A 19,921-nucleotide genomic window follows, 5' to 3' on the forward strand; every position below is an offset into this window, starting at 1 on the left:
GTCATGGTTAAAGCCCCAGTAGCAGTTGTCTTTCCAGTTGTGGATCCAGCAGTGTCACGTGCAATCCGACTAACCGGACGCCGCGCCCTCCCCGACGTTCGTCCCAGGTTTTTCTGGCGGTGGCGATCAGGTCTTCTTTCGTTAACCGGGGCCAGACATGTTCCTGGGTGGTCTGCTGAAAATCATTAAACTTTAATTTGATGCCCTGGCGGGCGATGAGCAAATCCGGCTTTACCTTTGCCAGACGTCGTTCGAGTTCAGGATACAGTCGTTCAATGATCGCCTCGCACTCGGCCCATTCATGAATATCTTCCGCCAGCGTACGCTCAACGCCGACCGATTTACGTAGCCGTTCATTGTTCACATCCCGCTCATCAATGCCCTGACTGCGCTCCCACAGCACCCGACCAAACTTGCCAAAACGTTTGAGTAATATCGCCAGATCGTAGCGCTGCACATCCTCACAGGTGCGTAGCCCCATCGACTCCAGTTTGGCGGCAGACACCTTCCCCACTCCCGGAATTTTTGCCAGCGGTAACGTTTTGATAAACGCAGACACATCGGCGGGAGCAATGACATATTGCCCGTTCGGTTTATTGAGATCGGAGGCGATTTTTGCCAGGAATTTCACTGGGGCAATTCCCGCAGAGGCCGTCAATTGCAGCTCGTTAAAGATCGTCTGACGGATCTCCTGGGCAATCAGCGTGGCAGACCCCTGACAGTGAGTACTATCGGTAACATCCAGATAGGCTTCATCCAGCGAAAGCGGTTCGATCAACGAGGTATAACGCGAGAAAATCGCCTGAATTTGGCGAGAGGCCTCTTTATAAGCCTCATAGCGCCCCGGCAATAACGTGAGATGAGGGCACAGTTTAAGCGCCATTCCCGTGGGCATGGCGCTACGCACACCAAATTTTCGCGCCGGATAGTTCGCGGTGCTGATCACTCCCCGGCGCTCGCGACTGCCGCCAATAGCAACCGGAATATCGCGCAGTGCGGGGTTGTCGCGCATTTCAACCGCCGCAAAAAAGCAGTCCATATCGACATGTATGATTTTGCGCATCTTCCTCTCCCCCGCACATTACTGTTTAAGTATACAGTATTAATGTGCAATAAAAAGAGAGTAAATCCGTCCGTTTCCGACTGAACTTTCCTGCCGTGTCTTATATAAAGAAACACTAAATTGTAAACGCAACACGAGAGACTTGCGAAAAACTTCAGTGATGCTAATGTGAGCGCTCCAAATCCAGATTAGTCCGATTTGGGGACTCTTTTGCCGTTCTGGCATGTGTAACCGTTTTATCAAGGAAAAAGCAGTATGCGTAAAATCGCATTGTTTATTGCGATGCTTTTGATTCCGTGCGTCTCATTCGCCGGTTTGCTGAGCAGCAGCAGCCCGACCATGCCAGTCAGCAAAGAGTATAAGCAACAGTTGATGGGGTCGCCGGTCTATATTCAGATCTTCAAAGAAGAGCGCACCCTTGATCTCTACGTCAAGATGGGCGAGCAGTATCAATTGCTCGACAGCTACAAAATTTGCAACTATTCCGGTGGGTTAGGCCCGAAACAACGCCAGGGCGATTTCAAAAGTCCTGAAGGCTTCTACAGCGTTCAACGCAGTCAGCTCAAGCCCGACAGCCGCTTCTACAAAGCCATCAATATCGGTTTCCCCAATGCTTATGACCGTGCTCACGGGTATGAAGGGAAATATCTGATGATTCACGGTGCCTGCGTTTCCGTCGGCTGTTATGCCATGACCGATAACGGTATCGATGAGATTTTCCAGTTTGTTACCGGCGCGCTGGTCTTTGGCCAGTCCAGCGTTCAGGTCAGTATTTACCCGTTCCGCATGACCGATGCAAACATGGAGCGCCATAAGTACTCTTATTACAAAGATTTCTGGTCGCAGCTAAAACCGGGATACGATTACTTTGAACAGACCCGTAAACCACCGACTATTTCAGTTACCGGTGGCCGTTACGTGGTCAGCAAGCCGTTGAGTCACGAAGTGGTTCAGCCGCAACTGGCGTCAAACTACACGCTCCCCGAGACAAAATAATCGCCATTCGCCTGGCATGATCTTTTGCCAGGCTTCATTCCCTGTCAGCGGTTGGGTGGCAATCACGGTGACCACATCATTGGGTGTGGTTTCCGAGCTAAAGTCGATCTCAACGTCCTGATCCAGCAATGTCGCCACGCCAAACGGCGCACGACGCGTGATCCAGTACAAATTCGTTGAGCAGAACGCCATCACATAGCGCCCGTCAGACAGCAGCATGTTAAAAACACCCTTCTCGCGTAATTCCTCTGCCAGCGTGGCAATATATTTAAAGACTGATGTCATATTGCCCGGCGTGCGCGGGTAGCGGGCGGTCAGTTTGTGTAACAGCCAGCAAAACGCCTTTTCGCTGTCAGTTTCGCCGATAGGACGGAAATTGCCGGTCTCCAGAGATTTATACCCGGTGAGTTGTCCGTTGTGGGCGTAACTCCAGTTTCGTCCCCATAACTCACGCGTAAAGGGATGGGTATTTTCCAGCGCCACTTCCCCACGATTCGCCTGACGAATATGCGCAATCACGGAACACGATTTAATCGGGTAGTCCTGCACCAGTTTCGCAATGGGAGAATTAAAGCTGGGTTGCGGATCTTTGAAAGTGCGACAGCCTTTACCCTCATAGAAGGTAATTCCCCAGCCGTCTTTATGCGGCCCGGTTCCTCCACCACGCTGCACCAGCCCGGTGAAACTAAAACAGATATCGGTGGGCACATTGGCGCTCATCCCGAGCAGTTCGCACATACTTCACCTCCACAACAGCGGGGGCGCAACGCCCCCAGCGAAGATTTACTTAACCATCTCTTTTTCAATTAACTGAATCAGGATATGGATAACTTTGATATGGATTTCCTGGATACGATCAGCATAGCCAAAATGCGGTACGCGGATTTCGATATCCGCACTGTCCGCCATTTTTCCGCCGTCTTTACCGGTCAGGGTGATGACTTTCATTCCCTTTTCACGCGCCGCAGCAATTGCTTTGATCACGTTGCCTGAATTTCCTGACGTGGAGATCCCCAGCAGAACGTCACCTTCGCGCCCAACGGCTTCAACGTAGCGGGAGAAGATATAATCGTAACCAAAATCGTTACTGACGCAGGAGATATGGCTGACATCTGAAATAGCAATGGCCGGATAACCCGGACGGTTTTCACGATAACGACCGGTCAACTCTTCCGCAAAATGCATGGCATCGCAATGGGAGCCGCCGTTACCACAGGAAAGTACCTTGCCGCCCGCTTTGAAACTGTCTGCCAGCAGGACCGCTGCGCGCTGAATGGCGTGAATATTGGCATCATCTTTTAAAAAATTAGCCAGCGTTTCCGCCGCTTCGTTCAGTTCGTTACGAATAAGATCCTGGTACATGAGGATATCCTTCAGCATAAATGTAAATGACAGGATGCAGTGTACCGGATACCACAGAAAGCGAGAAGTCCAGGCCACCGGAAGCCCCCTGTCTTTTGATTTTTTGTGCCGGAGAAAACGGCAACAATGTGAGCTTTGTTGTAATTATTTTGTAAGCATATTGCTAAAAGAAATGACATCCACTACAACCATATCATCACAAGTGGTCAGACCTCCTACAAGAAAGGGAGCTTTTCGTTATGATGATTTTGAGTATTCTCGCAACAGTTGTTCTGCTCGGTGTACTGTTCTATCACCGCGTAAGCTTATTTCTCAGCAGTCTTATCCTGCTCGCCTGGACAGCCGCGCTTGGCGTCGCTGGCCTGTGGTCAGTCTGGCTGCTGGTTCCTCTGGCCATTATCCTCGTACCGTTTAACTTTACGCCGATGCGTAAATCGATGATTTCTGCCCCGGTGTTTCGCGGTTTTCGTAAAGTCATGCCGCCAATGTCACGCACCGAGAAAGAAGCTATCGACGCGGGTACGACCTGGTGGGAAGGCGATTTATTCCAGGGCAAACCCGACTGGAAGAAACTGCACAACTATCCACAGCCTCATTTAACGGCTGAAGAGCAGGCGTTCATTGATGGTCCGGTGGAAGAAGCCTGCCGCATGGCGAACGATTTCCAGATCACCCATGAACTGGCCGATCTTCCTCCCGAGCTGTGGGCCTATCTGAAAGAACATCGCTTCTTCGCGATGATCATCAAGAAAGAGTACGGCGGCCTCGAGTTCTCCGCCTATGCGCAATCTCGCGTACTGCAAAAACTCTCTGGTGTCTCCGGGATCCTGTCGATCACCGTGGGCGTCCCCAACTCGTTAGGCCCGGGCGAGCTGCTGCAACATTACGGTACTGAAGAACAGAAAAATCATTACCTGCCGCGTCTGGCGCGGGGCCAGGAGATCCCTTGCTTTGCGTTGACCAGCCCGGAAGCCGGTTCTGATGCTGGCGCGATCCCAGACACAGGTGTGGTTTGCATGGGTGAATGGCAGGGTCAGCAGGTGCTGGGTATGCGTCTGACCTGGAACAAGCGTTACATTACGCTGGCGCCTATCGCTACCGTGTTGGGTCTGGCGTTTAAACTCTCGGATCCGGAAAAACTGCTCGGCGGCGAAGAAGATCTGGGCATCACCTGTGCGCTGATCCCGACCACCACACCGGGTGTTGAAATCGGTCGCCGTCACTTCCCGTTAAACGTTCCGTTCCAGAACGGCCCGACACGTGGAAAAGATATTTTCGTCCCGATCGATTACATCATTGGTGGACCGAAAATGGCCGGTCAGGGCTGGCGTATGCTGGTGGAGTGTCTGTCGGTTGGCCGTGGCATTACCCTGCCGTCTAACTCTACCGGTGGTGTTAAATCGGTAGCCCTGGCGACCGGTGCCTACGCGCATATCCGCCGTCAGTTCAAAATCTCTATCGGTAAAATGGAAGGGATTGAAGAACCGTTGGCGCGTATTGCAGGCAATGCCTACGTGATGGACGCGGCGGCATCGTTGGTTACGTACGGTATTATGCTGGGCGAAAAACCCGCAGTGCTCTCTGCCATCGTGAAGTACCACTGTACCCACCGCGGACAGCAGTCTATTGTCGACGCAATGGACATCACGGGCGGTAAAGGCATCATGCTGGGCGAAAGCAACTTCCTGGCACGTGCTTATCAGGGCGCCCCTATCGCCATTACCGTTGAAGGCGCGAACATTCTGACCCGTAGCATGATGATCTTCGGACAAGGCGCCATTCGCTGCCATCCTTATGTCCTCGAAGAGATGAACGCCGCGCAGAAAAACGACGTCAATGCCTTCGATAAATTGTTGTTCAAACACATTGGTCATGTCGGCAGTAATAAAGTGCGCAGTTTTTGGCTGGGCCTGACTCGCGGGCTGACCAGTCACACGCCGACAGGGGATGCCACGAAGCGTTACTATCAGCACCTGAACCGTCTGAGCGCTAACCTGGCACTGCTTTCCGATGTCTCAATGGCAGTACTGGGCGGTAGCCTGAAACGTCGTGAGCGCATCTCTGCACGCCTGGGCGATATTTTAAGTCAGCTGTATCTCGCCTCTGCCGTCCTGAAGCGTTATGACGATGAGGGCCGTCACGAAGCCGACCTGCCGCTGGTTCACTGGGGCGTCCAGGATGCGTTGTATCAGGCTGAACAGGCGATGGACGATCTTCTGCAAAACTTCCCGAACCGTTTGGTGGCAGGTTTGCTGAACGTGGTGATCTTCCCGACAGGTCGCCACTACCATGCACCTTCCGACAAACTGGATCACAAAGTCGCGAAGATTCTGCAGACACCGAGCGCAACCCGTACCCGCATTGGTCGTGGCCAGTATCTGACTCCAAGTGAACATAACCCGGTCGGTTTACTGGAACAAGCGCTGCTGGATGTGATGGCCGCAGACCCTATCCACCAGCGTATCTGCAAAGAGCTGGGTAAAAACCTGTCATTTACCCGTCTGGACGAGCTGGCGCATAACGCACTGGCGAAAGGGTTGATTGACAAAGATGAAGCAGCGATTCTGGTCAAAGCCGAAGAAAGCCGCCTGCGCAGTATCAACGTTGATGATTTTGAACCCGAGGAGCTGGCGACACAGCCGGTAAAGTTGCCGGAGAAAGTGCGTAAAGTCGAAGCCGCATAAACATCCGCTACCCGTTCCAGCCCCGCTTTACGCGGGGCTTTTTTATTGCCACCTATCCGTCGTGGCGCATGCTACAGTGTAAAAATGCAGCTTAACGAGGAACCACGATCGTGCCCGGTTTGAAAATCACGCTTTTGCAACAACCTCTGGTCTGGATGGACGGCCCCGCCAATTTGCGCCATTTTGACAGACAACTGGAAACCATCGCCGGACGTGACATCATCGTATTACCCGAGATGTTTACCACTGGCTTTGCCATGGAAGCGGCGGCCCGTTCACTCTCTCAGGAAGCCATCATCGAGTGGATGCGCGTAAGGGCTGAACAGACCAACGCCCTGATTGCAGGCAGTGTGGCGTTACAGTCAGAACGCGGGCCGGTTAACCGATTTTTACTCGTTGAGCCGCAAGGAACCGTTCATCATTATGATAAACGTCACCTGTTCCGTATGGCGGATGAACATCACCATTATGAACCGGGTACTGAGCGCGTCATTGTGAACTGGCGCGGCTGGCGTATCCTGCCGCTGATCTGTTACGACCTGCGTTTTCCGGTGTGGTCCCGCAATCTCAACGATTATGATCTGGCATTGTTCGTGGCTAACTGGCCTGCTCCGCGTTCATTACACTGGCAGGCGTTGCTGACCGCGCGGGCCATTGAAAATCAGGCATATGTTGCAGGCTGTAACCGGGTCGGTACTGACGGCAACGGCCACCATTACCGTGGAGACAGTCGGGTGATTAGCCCGCAGGGCGAGATTATCGCCACGGCTGAACCCCATCACGCAACCCGCATCGACGCAGAGTTATCGCTCAGCACGCTGCGGGAATACCGGGAAAAATTCCCGGCATGGCAGGATGCCGATCCGTTCACGCTGCAATAAATCCGCGCGCCACTTCCGCTATGGCGAACCGTTTCCCATAGCGGGGATTGTTTCACTCAGTAACCTCCCGTAAAACAAATTCGCGTGGCACCCCTCACCTTTCAACGTATCCTGAGCGAGATATTCACTCATCGTTTACCCGTGGTAAGCACAGTTCAAAATTTCTTTATCAGGATGAAATAATGAAGAATTTCGTACGTATGACCTTAGTCGCTGCAGCGCTGGCTGGTGCCTCTTTCAGTACTTTTGCATCAAACGTGTCTGATACACCCGTTCCTTCCCAGGATCCGGTGGTGCAACAGCTTAAGCTGACCGACGCTCAGGTTGAGCAAATTAAAAAGCTGCACAGCGAGCTGGAAGCTAACGTGAGCAAGATTTCCATGAAGGACATTAAAGACGGCGAACTGATCAATGTCATTAGATCCGGGAAATGGGACGAGTCCGCAATAAACAAACAGCTGACGGCGATCGGCAGTGTTGAACAGCAATCCCGCTACTACCGCGTGAAATACTACTTTGAGCTGAACAAAGTCTTAACGCCGGAACAGCGTAAACTGGTACAAAATGAGATTGCCCAGACGCTGAGCGAATAATGTCGATAGCCCGTTGCGCCAGGTAGCGGGCTTTCCTGATTTTAGTAGCATGAAAATGACGAAGCCCTGCCTCATTGCGGATTAAGGTCTTCTGGCAAAACTTCTTGCTCAAACAGATATCCCTGTACGGCATCAGCGCCGCTTACACGGCAAATGGCATAATCCTCTGGTGTTTCAACCCCTTCAATCACCACCCGTCCCCCCAGTCCACGAAACTGATTGACCAGAATAGTCAGCTGCGATCCCGATGTCCTGAACTGATGAAATAATCCGGTTTCGATTTTGACCGCATCAAATTGAATGCCAGCCTGCCGCCAGATAAAAAACTGCGCCGGTGAAACGTCATCCAACCAGATGCGAAACCCGTACCGTATCAGAGTGTTTAATGCAGCGCACACCACCTGCTGTTCTGCCTTTTCCAGACGCATCATCGTGCCCGGATCCTGAATTTCGATAATGATCCGCCCCTGATGCACCTGTTCAGTAAGCAGGCTTACCCACCGCTGGCAGGTCAGCATCCTGACAGATAAATTCAGCGAAAAGCATCCCCGCAGCGCCAGTACCCGCTGCATTTGCCACAGAAAGAGTTGCTGCTTCTCTATTACGGAAAGGCGCTGGAAAAACAGATCCAAATGCTGCGGTGTCCGTACCAGGCTCAATACCTCGCGGACATCCCGCGCTGCATCATGAAAAAAATGGATACGCTGCAGGCGGATCCCGGTGATCTGCGTCAGTTCGGCATTGCGGGGAAGCTCTGGCGTATAAAGAGCCGGTTCACAGAGTCTGTTCATGTCATTCCATTTTTTGATTAAAAGGACGTCGTGCATCCTGCAACCAGGGGATACGGCGATCGTTCGGGTATTCCAGGTAAAAGCGTGCCGCCAGACGACGCGCCGCGGGCATGTCGCGCTGCTGCTGCGCAAGCAAGATTTGCGTGAAGGAGATATTCGGGTCCGGGTGAACACGCACGTATTCAGGTGCCCAGCGGCGAACCGGCACTAGCCAGAGAGCGTCCTGGGTTCGCTGATAACGTTGCAGATAACCCATTTCGACATCAAACCGGTAACGCGTGGCCAGCAGCCATCCACCCACAGGGAGTGATTCGGCAAGACGCCACTGTTCTGACTGCCGCTCCGCCGCCGTCAGTCGTTGTTGCGTCTGCAGCGTGAGGAGCAACAACGGCGTCAAGGTCAGTGCCGCGATAAACGCCACCACGCGAACAAAGTCAGTCGCAGGAAGCGCCAGCCGGCGCCTGCTCACCGCACTGTCTGCACAACGTAGCAACAGGATCAGCAGCAGCCAATGAGGTGTCGACTGTCTGACTGGGTATTCCGTCAGCATATGAATCACCACGGGCAGCGCTGCCACCAGGCATGCACGCCGCCAGTGATTTCCACTGATCCAAAGCCAAAAACCGCCTGCAATAAAACAGACCGCGCCAGCCAGACCGACCAGGCCGCCCTCCACCATCCACAGCATCAGTTCGTTATGCGGATGCGACATGCTGCTCAGCCCAAAACGCCCCGCACGTTCAAGAAATACCGCGGCAAAACTGCCGACACCCCAGCCCATCCACGGTCGTTCTACAAACAGCGCCAGAGACGTTTTCAGTACCGACCAGCGAACATGAGATGACGTCAGATGATCCACTGTCGCAACAGACAGGAAATGGCGAGTGACTTCCCCCATCGCCATTCCAGCCGCCACCAGCACCAGGAGTCGCAGCAACGTCCGCCGTTGCGAAGGAAAAATGGCCAGCAGCAATACTTCTCCAACGGCCAGAGACAAATAGCCGGTTTGCGACTGACATTCATGCAGCACAAATCCCATCAACACACAGGCAAACCCAATGGCTATCCGAGCTCGGCCATGGATCCGTAAAAAGAGTAGCGCCGACAGCAATACGCCACAGGCGGTAAAACTGGCCATCAGATTGACCTGCTGAAAAATGCCGTAAGGCCGCGTACTGCGCCACCAGGTAAACTCCCAGTACTCCACGCCCGGCAGATGCAAATACTGATAGACAAACGCGAGGCATTCGAGAAGACAGGCACCCCATAACATAGCCAACAAGACCGTCAGTGTGTTTGCCGTCAGCGGAATTTGCAGCACCACCAGGTATAAAAATACGCCCCCCAACAATGCGCCTGCCACCAGCAATGCCTCCGTTTGCCAGACCACGGGCGTCAGCAGGCAAAGCAGTGTCAGAATCAGCGCTCCCGCCATAAAACCGACGGCAGGTAACGTGAGACGCCAGCGTCGACGGGGCAGCAGCACAGACGCGCTCCCCGTCAGCACCACGGCGTAGACCCAGGACAGAATATTGAGCGGTAACGACAGACCGCTGCCGCCGTTATTCGGCCAGTAAAGATGCATACCCCCACACCAGAAAAGCAGACTGGCAGCGAGTAAGAATCTCTGCGCGGACAACGGGGCTATACGATTCAGTGTGTTCATCATGCTACTGGTAATTCAGCGTCCAGGTTCCGCTGGCGCTAAACGGGCCGTACTCAAGGGACTGGTTTTTTATCGCCGTCGGCTCTGCAGCGACCCACGCCAGAAAATTCAGCGTCATCGATCCTTCAGTAATCTCTTTCACTGACGTGCTCTCGCCGAGCCGGATTGCCGTACCATTCTCTTCACTCATCCCAATGCCGATCCCAGCCGCACCGCCTTGCTCACTGCTGTCCAGCGCCAGATGATCGGGTAATTCCGCATCTTCGGTGCCACCGAAGGTGACGGAGATCCCGCGAAAAACCTCTGGGTTACAGTCGCGTAACTGAATACTGAATTTTTCTGGCTTACTACGCCCTGACGAATAGAGATCCTGGGTGGCTATCTGCCCAAAATCGACCTCAATTTTATCGCCCCCCGGAGGAAGGCTGCAGGCGAGCGCCCTGACGGTGCCGTGAAAATACATATCGCCGCCGACCAGTTTAGTGTCAGCCTGCGTCATACCGCTGAGCAACAATGCACTAACCGCAATTAACGTCCTGAATCTCATGGCATCACCCTACTGAAACTGCGCAACAACGGTGGCAGAGGCTTCAAACTCCCCCTCCTTAACGCTGCCCACGCCCGGCTTTGCCACCGGTGCGGCAGTGAGATTCCAGTCGCCCTGGTTCTGGTAGAAGCCCTTCACGTTGTAAAACTGATTCGGCACCACGGGGTTTCCGCTCTCATCCTTAATGACGATCCCGAGATCGTCGCGTTTTTGCCCATTGCTGAGAGTTCCGAGGAAATGATCGTTAAACCCCGCGGTACCTGAGGCCGTGCTGGTTTGTACGCCGAGATCAATGTTCAGCGCCCCCTTGTCAAAACTGCCGCCTTCACAGACCACGTGTATGGGGATCGACTTGCTGAAATTGGTGCCGTTGAGTTTTGCGGCGGAACCGGGCAAATCGCCAAATTCAATACTGATCTTGTCGCCCCGGTTAAAGGTGCATTTATCCGGCACGGTAATCAGCCCGGATTTAATCACCACCCGGGAAATCGCTGTTGTTGGTGTAGGCCCCGAGTTACCCATGCGCCCGGCAACCTCCAGCAGGGACTGCGAAGCAATATTGATGCCGTTAATTATTGGTTTGGTGACTATAAACGTCACTTTTCCTTTCGAACCACTTTTAACGTTAGTGGCGCGTACGTAGCCTTTACGCTTCTTGCAACTGTTATTGCTGTTGCGGTTAGAAACATTGGTAAAAGGTGCCTGAGCATAATTGTTATAGCGTCCGGCGACCCACACCTGCACTTCCACATCCAGATACTCGTTCAGACGAAAACGGTTCGGTCCCTGGTTTGAGAGAGGCATCGTCGAGGTCGTGGTGTAGTAAATCGGCTGTCGGGAGATATCGGCCTGCTCGCAGTGAAAATCCACCACATACAAGCTTCCCAGATTCCAGGTAAACGGGTTTGTTCTTCCGCCCGCATGGTTTTTGCTCACATCCAGTGATTTCAGCTCAATCTCATATTGATGTGGCGCCCCCCCCTGCGGCTCCCCTTCCCCCTGAGTAAACGCCTGCGCTGCCAGCGGACAGCCTGCCAGTGCTAGCCACAACAGCGTTTTGTGCAATACGCTCATAGATACTCCAGCTTCAGTCTGACCAGACCGTTAAATTCGCCAGCGGTCACCTCACGCCCGATGGATTCCAGCGCCGCGAGAAAGTGTATGGCGTTATCTCCCGGTTTAAGGATCCACATACGTTGCGGCTGACTGAGGTGGATCAACTGCTTACGTTCAGTCAACAACCGGATGCCCGCTCCCCGCACATCGCCATGAATACGGCCCAGATCGCTATTTTCCGGCGCGCTTTCGGCCATCAACGTCATCGAAACGCCGCGTTCCACCGTGCTGTGCGCCAGCTCAGGCATTTCACTGGTCTGCCCGGGGAAATCCCGCAGGGTATGACCGGAGCCTTTTAAGCAGTCGTTCAGGTACAGCGTGACCAACACCGGATCACTTCGATCGCCGGCCTGGTGAAACCGGCTGGCGGAAATATCACCAAGATCGACGGTCTGGTCGCGTGACGCCATATCCAGCACACACGGCGAAACGAAGACCCGACCGTGAAAACGGACGTTGCCATACTCGCCGGACACGTTGCTCATATCCTGGCGCCCGCCTTTGGCCTGAACCGTACAGGCCACTCCCGCCATCAGCAGAGCGCAAAGCATCTTTTTCATTTACCGAGTCCTGTTACCGGGGCTGCTTCTCCATTGGCAATGCCTTACACACATTGCCTGTGCAGCTGAAATTCAGTTCGGGATGACCACCAAAATCGTTCACGTACATCATGCTGAACTGGCTGACGCTGCCGTCAGTGACGATGAAATCGTGAGAGGATTTTGGCGATACCATAATTCCGGGGAAGTCCGTCAGCTTGCCACCCCCTTGCGCTTCCGGCTTACGGCTCAGGCCGATGAGGGTGACGAAATAAGGTGTCGGGTTATCCACGGTCCAGTGGGTGCCCTGCTTGTGAAAGACCACCAGGTTCTGCCACACAGCACCGGGGGTTTCCGGCACGATGGCGGTCGGACGGTAAAACAGCTTGATGCGCGACTGCATCGCCAACTGCAGTACGTTCGGCTTGTCCGGTTTGGGCGGAATTTCGCGAACGTTCAGGTAGAAGAGACTCTCGCGATCCTGCGGCAGCGCGTTAATGCCACCGGTTTTTGTGACGCGGGCAATGCCCTTTTGCCCACCGTTGATGCGTTGCAGCGGCGGCAGGACCATCAACGGCGAGGTGATCTTTGTCCCGCTTGCATCTTCCACCCACGACTGCGCCAGAAACGGGATACTCGGGCTGGTGTTGGTTAAGTTCGCACTGACAGAGCGAGCATCACCGGTGATAATCAGTCGGGTGCGGTCGAGCGCAATGCCCGCCCATGAGGTATTGATCTCTGCGACAAACAGCAGGCCGCAGGCCACAGGTTTCAGCCAGCGCTGCACGGAGTAAAAAGCTTGGTTTTTCATGACACGATTCATTCAAGTTATGGAAATTATTCACAAGGCAACAGCACGTTGCCTTCCGGATTGAGTTGTTGCGGCACCTGTAAGTGACACTGCGCGCGACCGCCCCAGGCAACGGAAAGACGTTCGGCAGGATTCACACCGGCAATCCAGGCCACGCCGTTTTCCATCACCATGGCGACGCTGACGCCGTTGGCATTGAATACTTCGGCACCAAACGGCGGCACAGAGCCATCTTTCAGGCGCAACATCGCCATCATTTTTTGCCCCTGAGCCACGGCAAAGCGCTGATAGCCAATCGCCCCTTCCGTCAGGGTATTGGTGACGATGGCTTTGGTGGCGGAAATGTCTTCATCCATCGCGTCCACGTCGATGCGGGTATCAAAGCTGTGATAACTCACGACATCCGGCACCACGGCAATGCCGAAGCGGTTCGAATGCGCCTGTTCACCGTTCAGCGGCACGTTAGCGACACCGTCGGTATCGACCATCACGCGGGCGGTGTTCATCGACGCCTGGCTGTTGTGTAGCGCCGCACCGTGACGCGTCGCGGTGAAGCCGCCACGCATCGTGCCGCCAACTGAGAAATAGCGTGACTGCTGCCAGCTGACGTTCGATTCCAGCTCCGCCATCATGCTGCGGTGCTTGTAATAGCCATCAAACGCAGTGCGCCCTTCACCAGAGACCCCGGCGCGCAGACGCCACGGGTTGTTGCTATCGCGGTTATCGGAATACGAAACCATCTGGCTGGTCTGGTTGCCGCTGTTTTGCAGCTCATAATCCATTGAACGACCATCGTTCCACGGAATTGAGAGGGAGAGCGAGAGGCTGTCATCCCGTTTTCCCTGATACTCAGAGCGGTAAGCCGAAAGGTTGGTGCTAATCCCCCGAATCCCGGCGAACGAAAAGCTGTGCCCCATCGACATCCCGTAACGATCCTGTGAACGGCGGTCCCAGTAGTTCTGGTGGGTGTAGGTCAGGTATAGCGTCGTGGCCAAACGCGGATCGTCAGCAAAAAAGGTCTTGTTGCCGGTGATGGTGTACATCTCTTTTTCGTTCCCGACACTGTCGTTATTCTCATACTGTTCGTCGAGGAACTGCGAGAAAGAGCGGAAGTTTCGCTGCGAAAAGCGGTAACCCGCAAAGGTGATGGCACTGTTGTATTCATCAAAGGTTTTGGCATAGCTGAGCTTAAAGGACATGCCTTTTTTCTCATCCTGATGCTTCACCCGGCTCACGGATTGCGTGGCATCAGCCGACAACGCGCCCAGCCAGCTCAGATCACGCCCGATACCCATCGACCAGGCGTTATAGCGCTCACCGGCCAGCAGCGCACCGCCATACAGAGACCACGCATTACTGACCCCCCATGAAAAATCGCCGCTGTAAAACGCCGGTCCCTGAACGTCGTGGTTATAACGCGAAGGCTTACCGACGGCGGTGTTGTATCGCACGTAGCCAGGACGTGTCAGATAAGGAATATCGGCCGTGTTGACCTGAAAGGTTTGTACGGCGCCATCTTGCTCTTCGATTCTTACATCCAGCGTGCCGCGTACCGAGCCGTGCAGATCCTGAATATTAAACGGCCCCGCAGGGACGGTGGTTTGATAGATGACTCGCCCCTGCTGGCTGACGGTCACTTTTGCGTTACTGCGGGCGATACCGTGAACTTCAGGCGCGTAGCCCTGCAAATTCGGCGGTAGCATGCGCTCGTCGCTGGCGAGGTTAACGCCTGTGAAACGCACCGAATCAAATACCTGAGAATTCAGGTAGATTTCGCCTACCGTCAGCTTAGCGGCCTGCATCGGCAACGGGCGATAGGCGTAGATCTGGTCCCAGTCAATACTTCCCCGATTATTATCCGAGGAGTAATCAGCCTGATACTGTCCGCGAAAACGCCAGCCGCCGAGGTTAAATCCTGTCTGACCGTAGCCCGACAGAGAGCGGTAATGACCGCCGCCTTGTTCGTAGTGTGTGGTCTGACCCGAGATGCTGTAGTCAAATATCAACCCCGCCACGCCATTATCCCAACGTTCCGGCGGCGTCCAGTCAGGATCGGTATATTTCATCCATGCCTGCGGCACGGTAATGTCCAGCACCCCGGCGCTGTTATTTAATGCCACCCCCGGCAAACGGGAAATGTCATAGCAGGTCGCAGTAACCGGACGAATATGCACCAGCGCCTCTTCTTTGAGCGCCAGTAACTCAAGCTGTTCCGGCGTCAGGCATGCCATGGATTTATGTTTATTTTCAGGATCGACAATATAGCGGATCGACTGCTGTGGGATCTCCTGACCATTAATGCGAACATCCAGAAGATATTCGCCGGGTGTGACAAAGTTGCCTTCAGAAAAGCGCTGCAAATCTACATTCTGCCTGTCGCTGGCATCCAGAACGTCGGTATTAAATTCAATTGACTCATCCGCTTCAACCCATGAAGAAGCGCAGACCAGAGCAATAAAAAGCGCCAGACGTGTTTTATCTGTTTTCAGCGTGATCATTTTCGTTCGCAAACCTTCAGATACCCGAATTGCCAGTGCAGCTCAGAGATAATTCACAACAAAATGCGTGGCCGCGGTAAATTCACCGGATGTCATTCGTCCGTCGCGGGAGATCAAATAAGCCGTAAAATTGAGCGTATTTTTTCCTGGGTTAAGCGCATAGTCCGGTGATGGTTCGCCCAGATGAATTTGCTGTCCTTTGCTGTCATATATTTCTATCGCTAAATTTTCAGTTTCCGACTGCACGCTCAGATAATCGGGATTATCGCGATCGGATGCGCCGGAAAAGGTAATATTGGCGCGTTGAAACACATTCCCTGGGTGTTGAGAATCCCCTAATGAACATCCCAACAAATGAATACTGAAATCGTGCGCCGAGACTTTTTCGGGCTTCCCGGAAATATCCCTGGCGGAGAGGTCGTCAAATTCGACCAGCAGCGAGCGGTCCCGCGGATCGACATAGCAGGCAGCCTCAATAATATTTCCCCGCATCCGCATTTTGCCGGGCGTACTGGCGATATGATCTGTGCCAGCCATAACCCATGCAGGCGATATAAAGATAAAAAGCAGTAACGTTCGCCATCCAGGCATAACCGCATTTCCTTTCAGTGAATCGCAGGAAGGGTTAAGCAGGCGCAATAATGCGCCCGCAGCAGATCATTACTGATAGTCGATCTGGAAATTAACGGTGGATTCGAAATCACCTGGAGTCACCGCTGCAGAGGCGTTGCTCGCCTGCAGGTAAGCCACGAAATCGATATCGGTTTCGCCGTCGGTGATGTTGACCTCGGAAGCGGCTTCGCCCCATTTCACTTCCTGGTTGCCGCTGTCAATCATACCGATGCCCGCGCCCTGCGCAGTACCAGAGGTGAATGCAGCCAGCGCGTTGTTGTCCTTGTCAATTGTTGCCGGGGTGTAGGTCACGGTAGCGGTTTTCGCGACTGTCGTATCACAACCCTGCAGAACGATTTTGGCATGCTTAACACCAGCACGCTGATTGTCTTTTAACTGAGACGTCGGGATCTCGCCAAAATTTACCTGTACTGGGCTAGATTCAGGAGCCAGACCGCATGCGGAATTCACCAAAGAACCGGTGAAATGAATTTTACCGTTAGTCGGTTCTACCTTCTCAGCAGCAAAACTAGAAGCGGCAGTAAAAGTCATTCCCGCCATCAGCGCACAGGCCATAGCCACGTTTTTCATTTTCATATTAAATCTTAACCTTATATCTATTTTTGGTTATTTCGACGTTCTATTCCCGCAGACGATTTTTGTCTGGGAAATCCTGATATTCAGGTAGCAGCGGTGCATTTCCTTGCAGATAATCCCTCTCAAGCTACTCCTTATTTTGAACTTCACAGGCATTACATACGGAATACCCTCCACAGCCGTTCACGCTGTTTCGGGGTTTATATTAAGTCCTTGAAAAAATGAGACAACGAGAAAACCTGCTCTCCATCAAACTCAGGGAATCGTGTTGTTTCACAGCCACTGAACGGATCAATCACGAAAAACAGACCAAACAAAACACAAAAACCAGCATAAAACACTACTTTTTATATTATTTATAATATTTTTATCTGTTCTGTATTTTTTAATTTAGCTTAAATGATAAAAAAAAGTATTTATGAATATTTTGTAAAAATGACAATGGATATCAAATGTGAGCCATGACAATAAGATAGCGAAGACGAGAAGAAGAATTTGTAATTTCAGAAAAGGATATTAAAATATTGTTATGAAAACATTAAAAAAACGTTCTTTGGTACAACCATTTTTTATAAATGAATTATGTTATGCTATTGCCTTAACCACTCGAATGCGAGATTTCCTGCCTTAAAGGAGACATCAGTGATTTCTCATATACCAATAAAAAAAATCAAATCCGTAATTATCGGTGATGGCCTTATTTTTAGACCGCATAAAAATACGCTAAAAGACCTAACCTCTGGTGAAACGGCCACACTGAATAATGTAGCATCACTATTACTGCTGTATTTATTGCAAAATGGTAAAGAGATTTCCACGCGCGACGAGATTCTGCTGAATGTTTTCCAGCGCAATGGAGCCAGAGCGACAGATGCTAATCTCAACCAGCATATTTCATTTCTACGCAAAGCAATAACGTCAACGGGACACCCTGCAGAATTCATCGTGACGATTCCCCGTATGGGATTTCGAATGGGCGATGTCAGTATCAATATTCAGCAACGGGAAGAGGTACAGATTCCTGACAAAACTCCCACCTCGATGCCGGCACAAAAGAAGAAGAAGCATAACCGATGGCCTGTTGCGATAACCGCATTAATTACCGGCATTGCTGTGCTGGCGACGGCCTGGTTGACCTGGATACCTAATGAAATCTACATGACGGATGCTTCTATTCTCAGGACGATCAACTATGAGAAATGCCGTGTGCATATTTTAGGTAATGCCCTCACCGATACCATTACCGAAAAGAAGGCGCGGGATATTTTCCAGTCCGTTGGCATTAACCCGGACTGTTCACACACGAAAGATCTCTATCTCAATACCTGGTCGAGCAACCATAACCTGATTGACTGGTCGTTTGCTGCTGAATGCGGTCTTAACCTCGGCTATTACCACTGTGCCAGCCTGTATCGTCATCATGAGGAATGATATGAAGCCGGAAAGCGATCACTCTCCTTTATTGTGGTCAGTCGTGATTACCATTTGTGGGCTGGCGGCTATCGCCTTCCTCATCATTACCGGAGATGCGAAGAAAAAAGAGATCAGTTTTTCCTGCTCTTCGGAATTCACGTCGATACTCGACGTCCATAACTCGAAAAAGGTACTCAATGGGATCCTGTTGATAACCAGCTACAACTCCGGGCACCTTTCACTGTCAGTACAAGGGAAGTTCAAAAGCGATGAGGGCGAGTTCACTGTTGACCGTAAACTGTTCTTTCGCTACGCCAGCCCACTCGGCCATACCGCAGGCGTTTTCACCCTCACCCCCGACGGACGTGAAAAAGCCCCCGATGATGATGCAGCAGATGAAATCGATTATCTTTTTTTCGACGCCTACAAACGCGTCGACAAACTGTACATGCTGAAACGCATTAATAAAGAAACGATCATTATCGGTGATAGTTTTTCACCCCGCTTAGCCTGCGTGATGAATCGCTTTTCAGGTTAACCGCTCAGTAATCTTCGTCAGATTAAAGATGACATGGTGTGCTGTATTTACCGGCGCCTTCCCTGCCGTGTTCGCTGGCAGGAAGTCGTCGGGCGAGAGTCTACTCCACGAAAGCGCAACAATTGTGTTGAGGGAGAGATCGGTGAGCGGCTCCAGGAGGAAGGTAACAAACCAAAGGGGAATGGCATACCGGGGGAAAATACAAATATGAAAACGACGAAGGCCTGAATCATTTCTGATTCAGGCCTTCTGAATAGTGGCGGAATGGACGGGACTCGAACCCGCGACCCCCTGCGTGACAGGCAGGTATTCTAACCAACTGAACTACCACTCCGCGTTGTGTTCCGCTTGGGAACGAAGCGAATATTACGGATTGCTTCGCATCTCGTCAACGCTTTTTCTCACGTTTCGAATCGTTTGCTGTAAAAATCGCCCGAGAGGTTATTTTTAGCGCGTAAAAAGGCAAACTAGGCTCGCCAGAGACAACTTCCGCCCTTCTTCTGAACAAGGTCAAGACGCGACTCATGCGCCGCCAGCTCTTCATCAGTGGCTAAAACAACGCGTAACCTACCCGCCTGACGAACAATGCGTTGGATCCCCGCCTCACCCTGCTGCTGCTGGCTTTCCCCTTCCATCGTAAAAGCCATCGTCGTTTGACCGCCCGTCATCATCAGATAAACGTCGGCCAGAATCTGGGCATCGAGCAATGCGCCGTGCAGGGTTCGTTTGCTGTTGTCTATTTCATAACGTGAGCACAATGCATCGAGGCTGTTACGCTTGCCAGGAAACATCTTCCTCGCCAGCGCCAGGCTATCGGTCACTTTGCAGAAGGTGTTCGTCTTCGGGATGTCGCGATGGAGTTTACTGAATTCATAATCCATAAAGCCGATATCAAACGACGCGTTATGAATAACCAGTTCAGCGCCCCGAATGTAATCGAGGAACTCATCGGCTACCTCGGCAAACGTCGGTTTATCGAGCAAAAATTCATCTGCAATACCGTGCACCCCAAACGCTTCCGGGTCCACCAGCCGGTCAGGTTTAAGGTAGACGTGGAAGTTATTCCCCGTCAGACGACGATTGACCACCTCGACAGCACCAATTTCAATAATCTTGTGCCCTTCGTAGTGCGCGCCGATCTGGTTCATACCCGTGGTTTCGGTATCCAGGACGATCTGTCGTGTAATTGCAGTGCTCATAGCGGTCATTTATGT

19 protein-coding genes and 1 tRNA gene are annotated in these 19,921 nt (G+C 52.4%); 6 read left to right on the forward strand and 14 right to left on the reverse strand.

Going from position 1 to position 19,921, the window contains the following annotated elements:
* Positions 1 to 7 precede the first annotated feature (7 nt).
* Entirely contained in the window at positions 8 to 1,063 is a 1,056-nt protein-coding gene (gene dinB / locus AC07UY_RS18300) for a DNA polymerase IV (protein ID WP_494661101.1), read from the reverse strand.
* Positions 1,064 to 1,318: 255 nt separating this feature from the next.
* Here dinB and dpaA point away from each other — a divergent pair, with 255 nt between their 5' ends.
* Positions 1,319 to 2,059: a peptidoglycan meso-diaminopimelic acid protein amidase gene (dpaA, locus tag AC07UY_RS18305; protein ID WP_494661102.1), complete on the forward strand. Its 741-nt coding sequence runs from the start codon at positions 1,319 to 1,321 to the stop codon at positions 2,057 to 2,059.
* Here dpaA and AC07UY_RS18310 read toward each other — a convergent pair.
* Both AC07UY_RS18310 and lpcA read right to left on the reverse strand, forming a co-directional pair.
* A complete protein-coding gene (locus AC07UY_RS18310) occupies positions 2,030 to 2,797 on the reverse strand; it encodes a class II glutamine amidotransferase (RefSeq protein ID WP_494701683.1) in 768 nt (255 codons plus the stop codon). The two genes, dpaA and AC07UY_RS18310, sit on opposite strands and share 30 nt — an antisense overlap.
* A 45-nt stretch (positions 2,798 to 2,842) precedes the next feature.
* Positions 2,843 to 3,421, reverse strand: coding sequence for a D-sedoheptulose 7-phosphate isomerase (lpcA, locus tag AC07UY_RS18315; RefSeq protein ID WP_494661104.1), 579 nt, complete (start codon positions 3,419 to 3,421; stop codon positions 2,843 to 2,845).
* Between the two features lie 239 nt (positions 3,422 to 3,660).
* Between lpcA and fadE the strand changes: the two genes are divergently transcribed.
* From fadE to AC07UY_RS18330, 3 genes are all read left to right on the forward strand, one after another.
* Entirely contained in the window at positions 3,661 to 6,105 is a 2,445-nt protein-coding gene (gene fadE / locus AC07UY_RS18320) for an acyl-CoA dehydrogenase FadE (protein WP_203358824.1), read from the forward strand.
* A gap of 110 nt (positions 6,106 to 6,215) precedes the next feature.
* Positions 6,216 to 6,986: an amidohydrolase gene (locus tag AC07UY_RS18325; RefSeq protein ID WP_494701682.1), complete on the forward strand. Its 771-nt coding sequence runs from the start codon at positions 6,216 to 6,218 to the stop codon at positions 6,984 to 6,986.
* Between the two features lie 182 nt (positions 6,987 to 7,168).
* Positions 7,169 to 7,579: a Spy/CpxP family protein refolding chaperone gene (locus AC07UY_RS18330; protein WP_494661106.1), complete on the forward strand. Its 411-nt coding sequence runs from the start codon at positions 7,169 to 7,171 to the stop codon at positions 7,577 to 7,579.
* 71 nt (positions 7,580 to 7,650) lie between these two features.
* Here the strand turns inward: AC07UY_RS18330 and AC07UY_RS18335 are convergent, their stop codons facing one another.
* Genes AC07UY_RS18335 through AC07UY_RS18375 form a run of 9 tightly spaced genes read right to left on the reverse strand, consistent with a single transcriptional unit; the run spans position 7,651 to position 16,756 of the window.
* A complete protein-coding gene (locus AC07UY_RS18335) occupies positions 7,651 to 8,370 on the reverse strand; it encodes an EAL domain-containing protein (protein WP_494661107.1) in 720 nt (239 codons plus the stop codon).
* 1 nt (position 8,371) lies between these two features.
* Complete coding sequence (locus AC07UY_RS18340) at positions 8,372 to 10,039, reverse strand: O-antigen ligase family protein (protein WP_494701681.1); 1,668 nt, start codon at positions 10,037 to 10,039, stop codon at positions 8,372 to 8,374.
* Position 10,040: 1 nt separating this feature from the next.
* The gene (locus tag AC07UY_RS18345; RefSeq protein WP_203358829.1) at positions 10,041 to 10,583 is read right to left on the reverse strand and encodes a fimbrial protein; all 543 of its coding nucleotides are present in this window, start codon (positions 10,581 to 10,583) and stop codon (positions 10,041 to 10,043) included.
* 9 nt (positions 10,584 to 10,592) lie between these two features.
* Complete coding sequence (locus tag AC07UY_RS18350) at positions 10,593 to 11,657, reverse strand: fimbrial protein (RefSeq protein ID WP_494661110.1); 1,065 nt, start codon at positions 11,655 to 11,657, stop codon at positions 10,593 to 10,595.
* Positions 11,654 to 12,259 carry a fimbrial protein gene (locus AC07UY_RS18355; RefSeq protein WP_494701680.1) on the reverse strand — a complete coding sequence of 202 codons (606 nt, stop codon included), beginning with the start codon at positions 12,257 to 12,259 and terminating at the stop codon, positions 11,654 to 11,656. The genes AC07UY_RS18350 and AC07UY_RS18355 overlap by 4 nt, the downstream gene beginning before the upstream one ends.
* 13 nt (positions 12,260 to 12,272) lie before the next feature.
* On the reverse strand, positions 12,273 to 13,049 hold the full coding sequence (locus tag AC07UY_RS18360) for a fimbrial biogenesis chaperone (RefSeq protein WP_494701679.1): 777 nt from the start codon (positions 13,047 to 13,049) through the stop codon (positions 12,273 to 12,275).
* A 26-nt stretch (positions 13,050 to 13,075) separates the two neighbouring features.
* Positions 13,076 to 15,547, reverse strand: a complete 2,472-nt coding sequence (locus tag AC07UY_RS18365; RefSeq protein ID WP_494661113.1) for a fimbria/pilus outer membrane usher protein — start codon at positions 15,545 to 15,547, stop codon at positions 13,076 to 13,078.
* Between the two features lie 42 nt (positions 15,548 to 15,589).
* Positions 15,590 to 16,186 carry a fimbrial protein gene (locus AC07UY_RS18370; RefSeq protein WP_494701678.1) on the reverse strand — a complete coding sequence of 199 codons (597 nt, stop codon included), beginning with the start codon at positions 16,184 to 16,186 and terminating at the stop codon, positions 15,590 to 15,592.
* 21 nt (positions 16,187 to 16,207) lie between these two features.
* Complete coding sequence (locus tag AC07UY_RS18375; protein WP_203358835.1) at positions 16,208 to 16,756, reverse strand: fimbrial protein; 549 nt, start codon at positions 16,754 to 16,756, stop codon at positions 16,208 to 16,210.
* A gap of 642 nt (positions 16,757 to 17,398) precedes the next feature.
* Between AC07UY_RS18375 and AC07UY_RS18380 the strand changes: the two genes are divergently transcribed.
* The gene (locus AC07UY_RS18380; RefSeq protein ID WP_276292766.1) at positions 17,399 to 18,187 is read left to right on the forward strand and encodes a winged helix-turn-helix domain-containing protein; all 789 of its coding nucleotides are present in this window, start codon (positions 17,399 to 17,401) and stop codon (positions 18,185 to 18,187) included.
* A gap of 1 nt (position 18,188) precedes the next feature.
* Entirely contained in the window at positions 18,189 to 18,707 is a 519-nt protein-coding gene (locus AC07UY_RS18385; RefSeq protein WP_203358837.1) for a hypothetical protein, read from the forward strand.
* Between the two features lie 257 nt (positions 18,708 to 18,964).
* On the opposite strand, the gene AC07UY_RS18390 is transcribed toward AC07UY_RS18385, so the two are convergent.
* Positions 18,965 to 19,041 (reverse strand) — tRNA-Asp (locus AC07UY_RS18390).
* 133 nt (positions 19,042 to 19,174) lie between these two features.
* Positions 19,175 to 19,906 carry a DNA polymerase III subunit epsilon gene (dnaQ, locus tag AC07UY_RS18395; protein WP_490468546.1) on the reverse strand — a complete coding sequence of 244 codons (732 nt, stop codon included), beginning with the start codon at positions 19,904 to 19,906 and terminating at the stop codon, positions 19,175 to 19,177.
* Positions 19,907 to 19,921 lie beyond the last annotated feature (15 nt).

Source organism: Citrobacter sp. GW821-FHT02E08, assembly GCF_059421685.1.

Bases quoted from the DNA above. Each gene is read 5' to 3' on its own strand.
- dinB (WP_494661101.1), bottom strand. From the start codon at position 1,063: ATGCGCAAAATCATACATGTCGATATGGACTGCTTTTTTGCGGCGGTT.
- dpaA (WP_494661102.1), top strand. From the start codon at position 1,319: ATGCGTAAAATCGCATTGTTTATTGCGATGCTTTTGATTCCGTGCGTC.
- AC07UY_RS18310 (WP_494701683.1), bottom strand. From the start codon at position 2,797: ATGTGCGAACTGCTCGGGATGAGCGCCAATGTGCCCACCGATATCTGT.
- lpcA (WP_494661104.1), bottom strand. From the start codon at position 3,421: ATGTACCAGGATCTTATTCGTAACGAACTGAACGAAGCGGCGGAAACG.
- fadE (WP_203358824.1), top strand. From the start codon at position 3,661: ATGATGATTTTGAGTATTCTCGCAACAGTTGTTCTGCTCGGTGTACTG.
- AC07UY_RS18330 (WP_494661106.1), top strand. From the start codon at position 7,169: ATGAAGAATTTCGTACGTATGACCTTAGTCGCTGCAGCGCTGGCTGGT.
- AC07UY_RS18335 (WP_494661107.1), bottom strand. From the start codon at position 8,370: ATGAACAGACTCTGTGAACCGGCTCTTTATACGCCAGAGCTTCCCCGC.
- AC07UY_RS18340 (WP_494701681.1), bottom strand. From the start codon at position 10,039: ATGATGAACACACTGAATCGTATAGCCCCGTTGTCCGCGCAGAGATTC.
- AC07UY_RS18345 (WP_203358829.1), bottom strand. From the start codon at position 10,583: ATGAGATTCAGGACGTTAATTGCGGTTAGTGCATTGTTGCTCAGCGGT.
- AC07UY_RS18350 (WP_494661110.1), bottom strand. From the start codon at position 11,657: ATGAGCGTATTGCACAAAACGCTGTTGTGGCTAGCACTGGCAGGCTGT.
- AC07UY_RS18355 (WP_494701680.1), bottom strand. From the start codon at position 12,259: ATGAAAAAGATGCTTTGCGCTCTGCTGATGGCGGGAGTGGCCTGTACG.
- AC07UY_RS18360 (WP_494701679.1), bottom strand. From the start codon at position 13,049: ATGAAAAACCAAGCTTTTTACTCCGTGCAGCGCTGGCTGAAACCTGTG.
- AC07UY_RS18365 (WP_494661113.1), bottom strand. From the start codon at position 15,547: ATGATCACGCTGAAAACAGATAAAACACGTCTGGCGCTTTTTATTGCT.
- AC07UY_RS18375 (WP_203358835.1), bottom strand. From the start codon at position 16,756: ATGAAAATGAAAAACGTGGCTATGGCCTGTGCGCTGATGGCGGGAATG.
- AC07UY_RS18385 (WP_203358837.1), top strand. From the start codon at position 18,189: ATGAAGCCGGAAAGCGATCACTCTCCTTTATTGTGGTCAGTCGTGATT.
- dnaQ (WP_490468546.1), bottom strand. From the start codon at position 19,906: ATGAGCACTGCAATTACACGACAGATCGTCCTGGATACCGAAACCACG.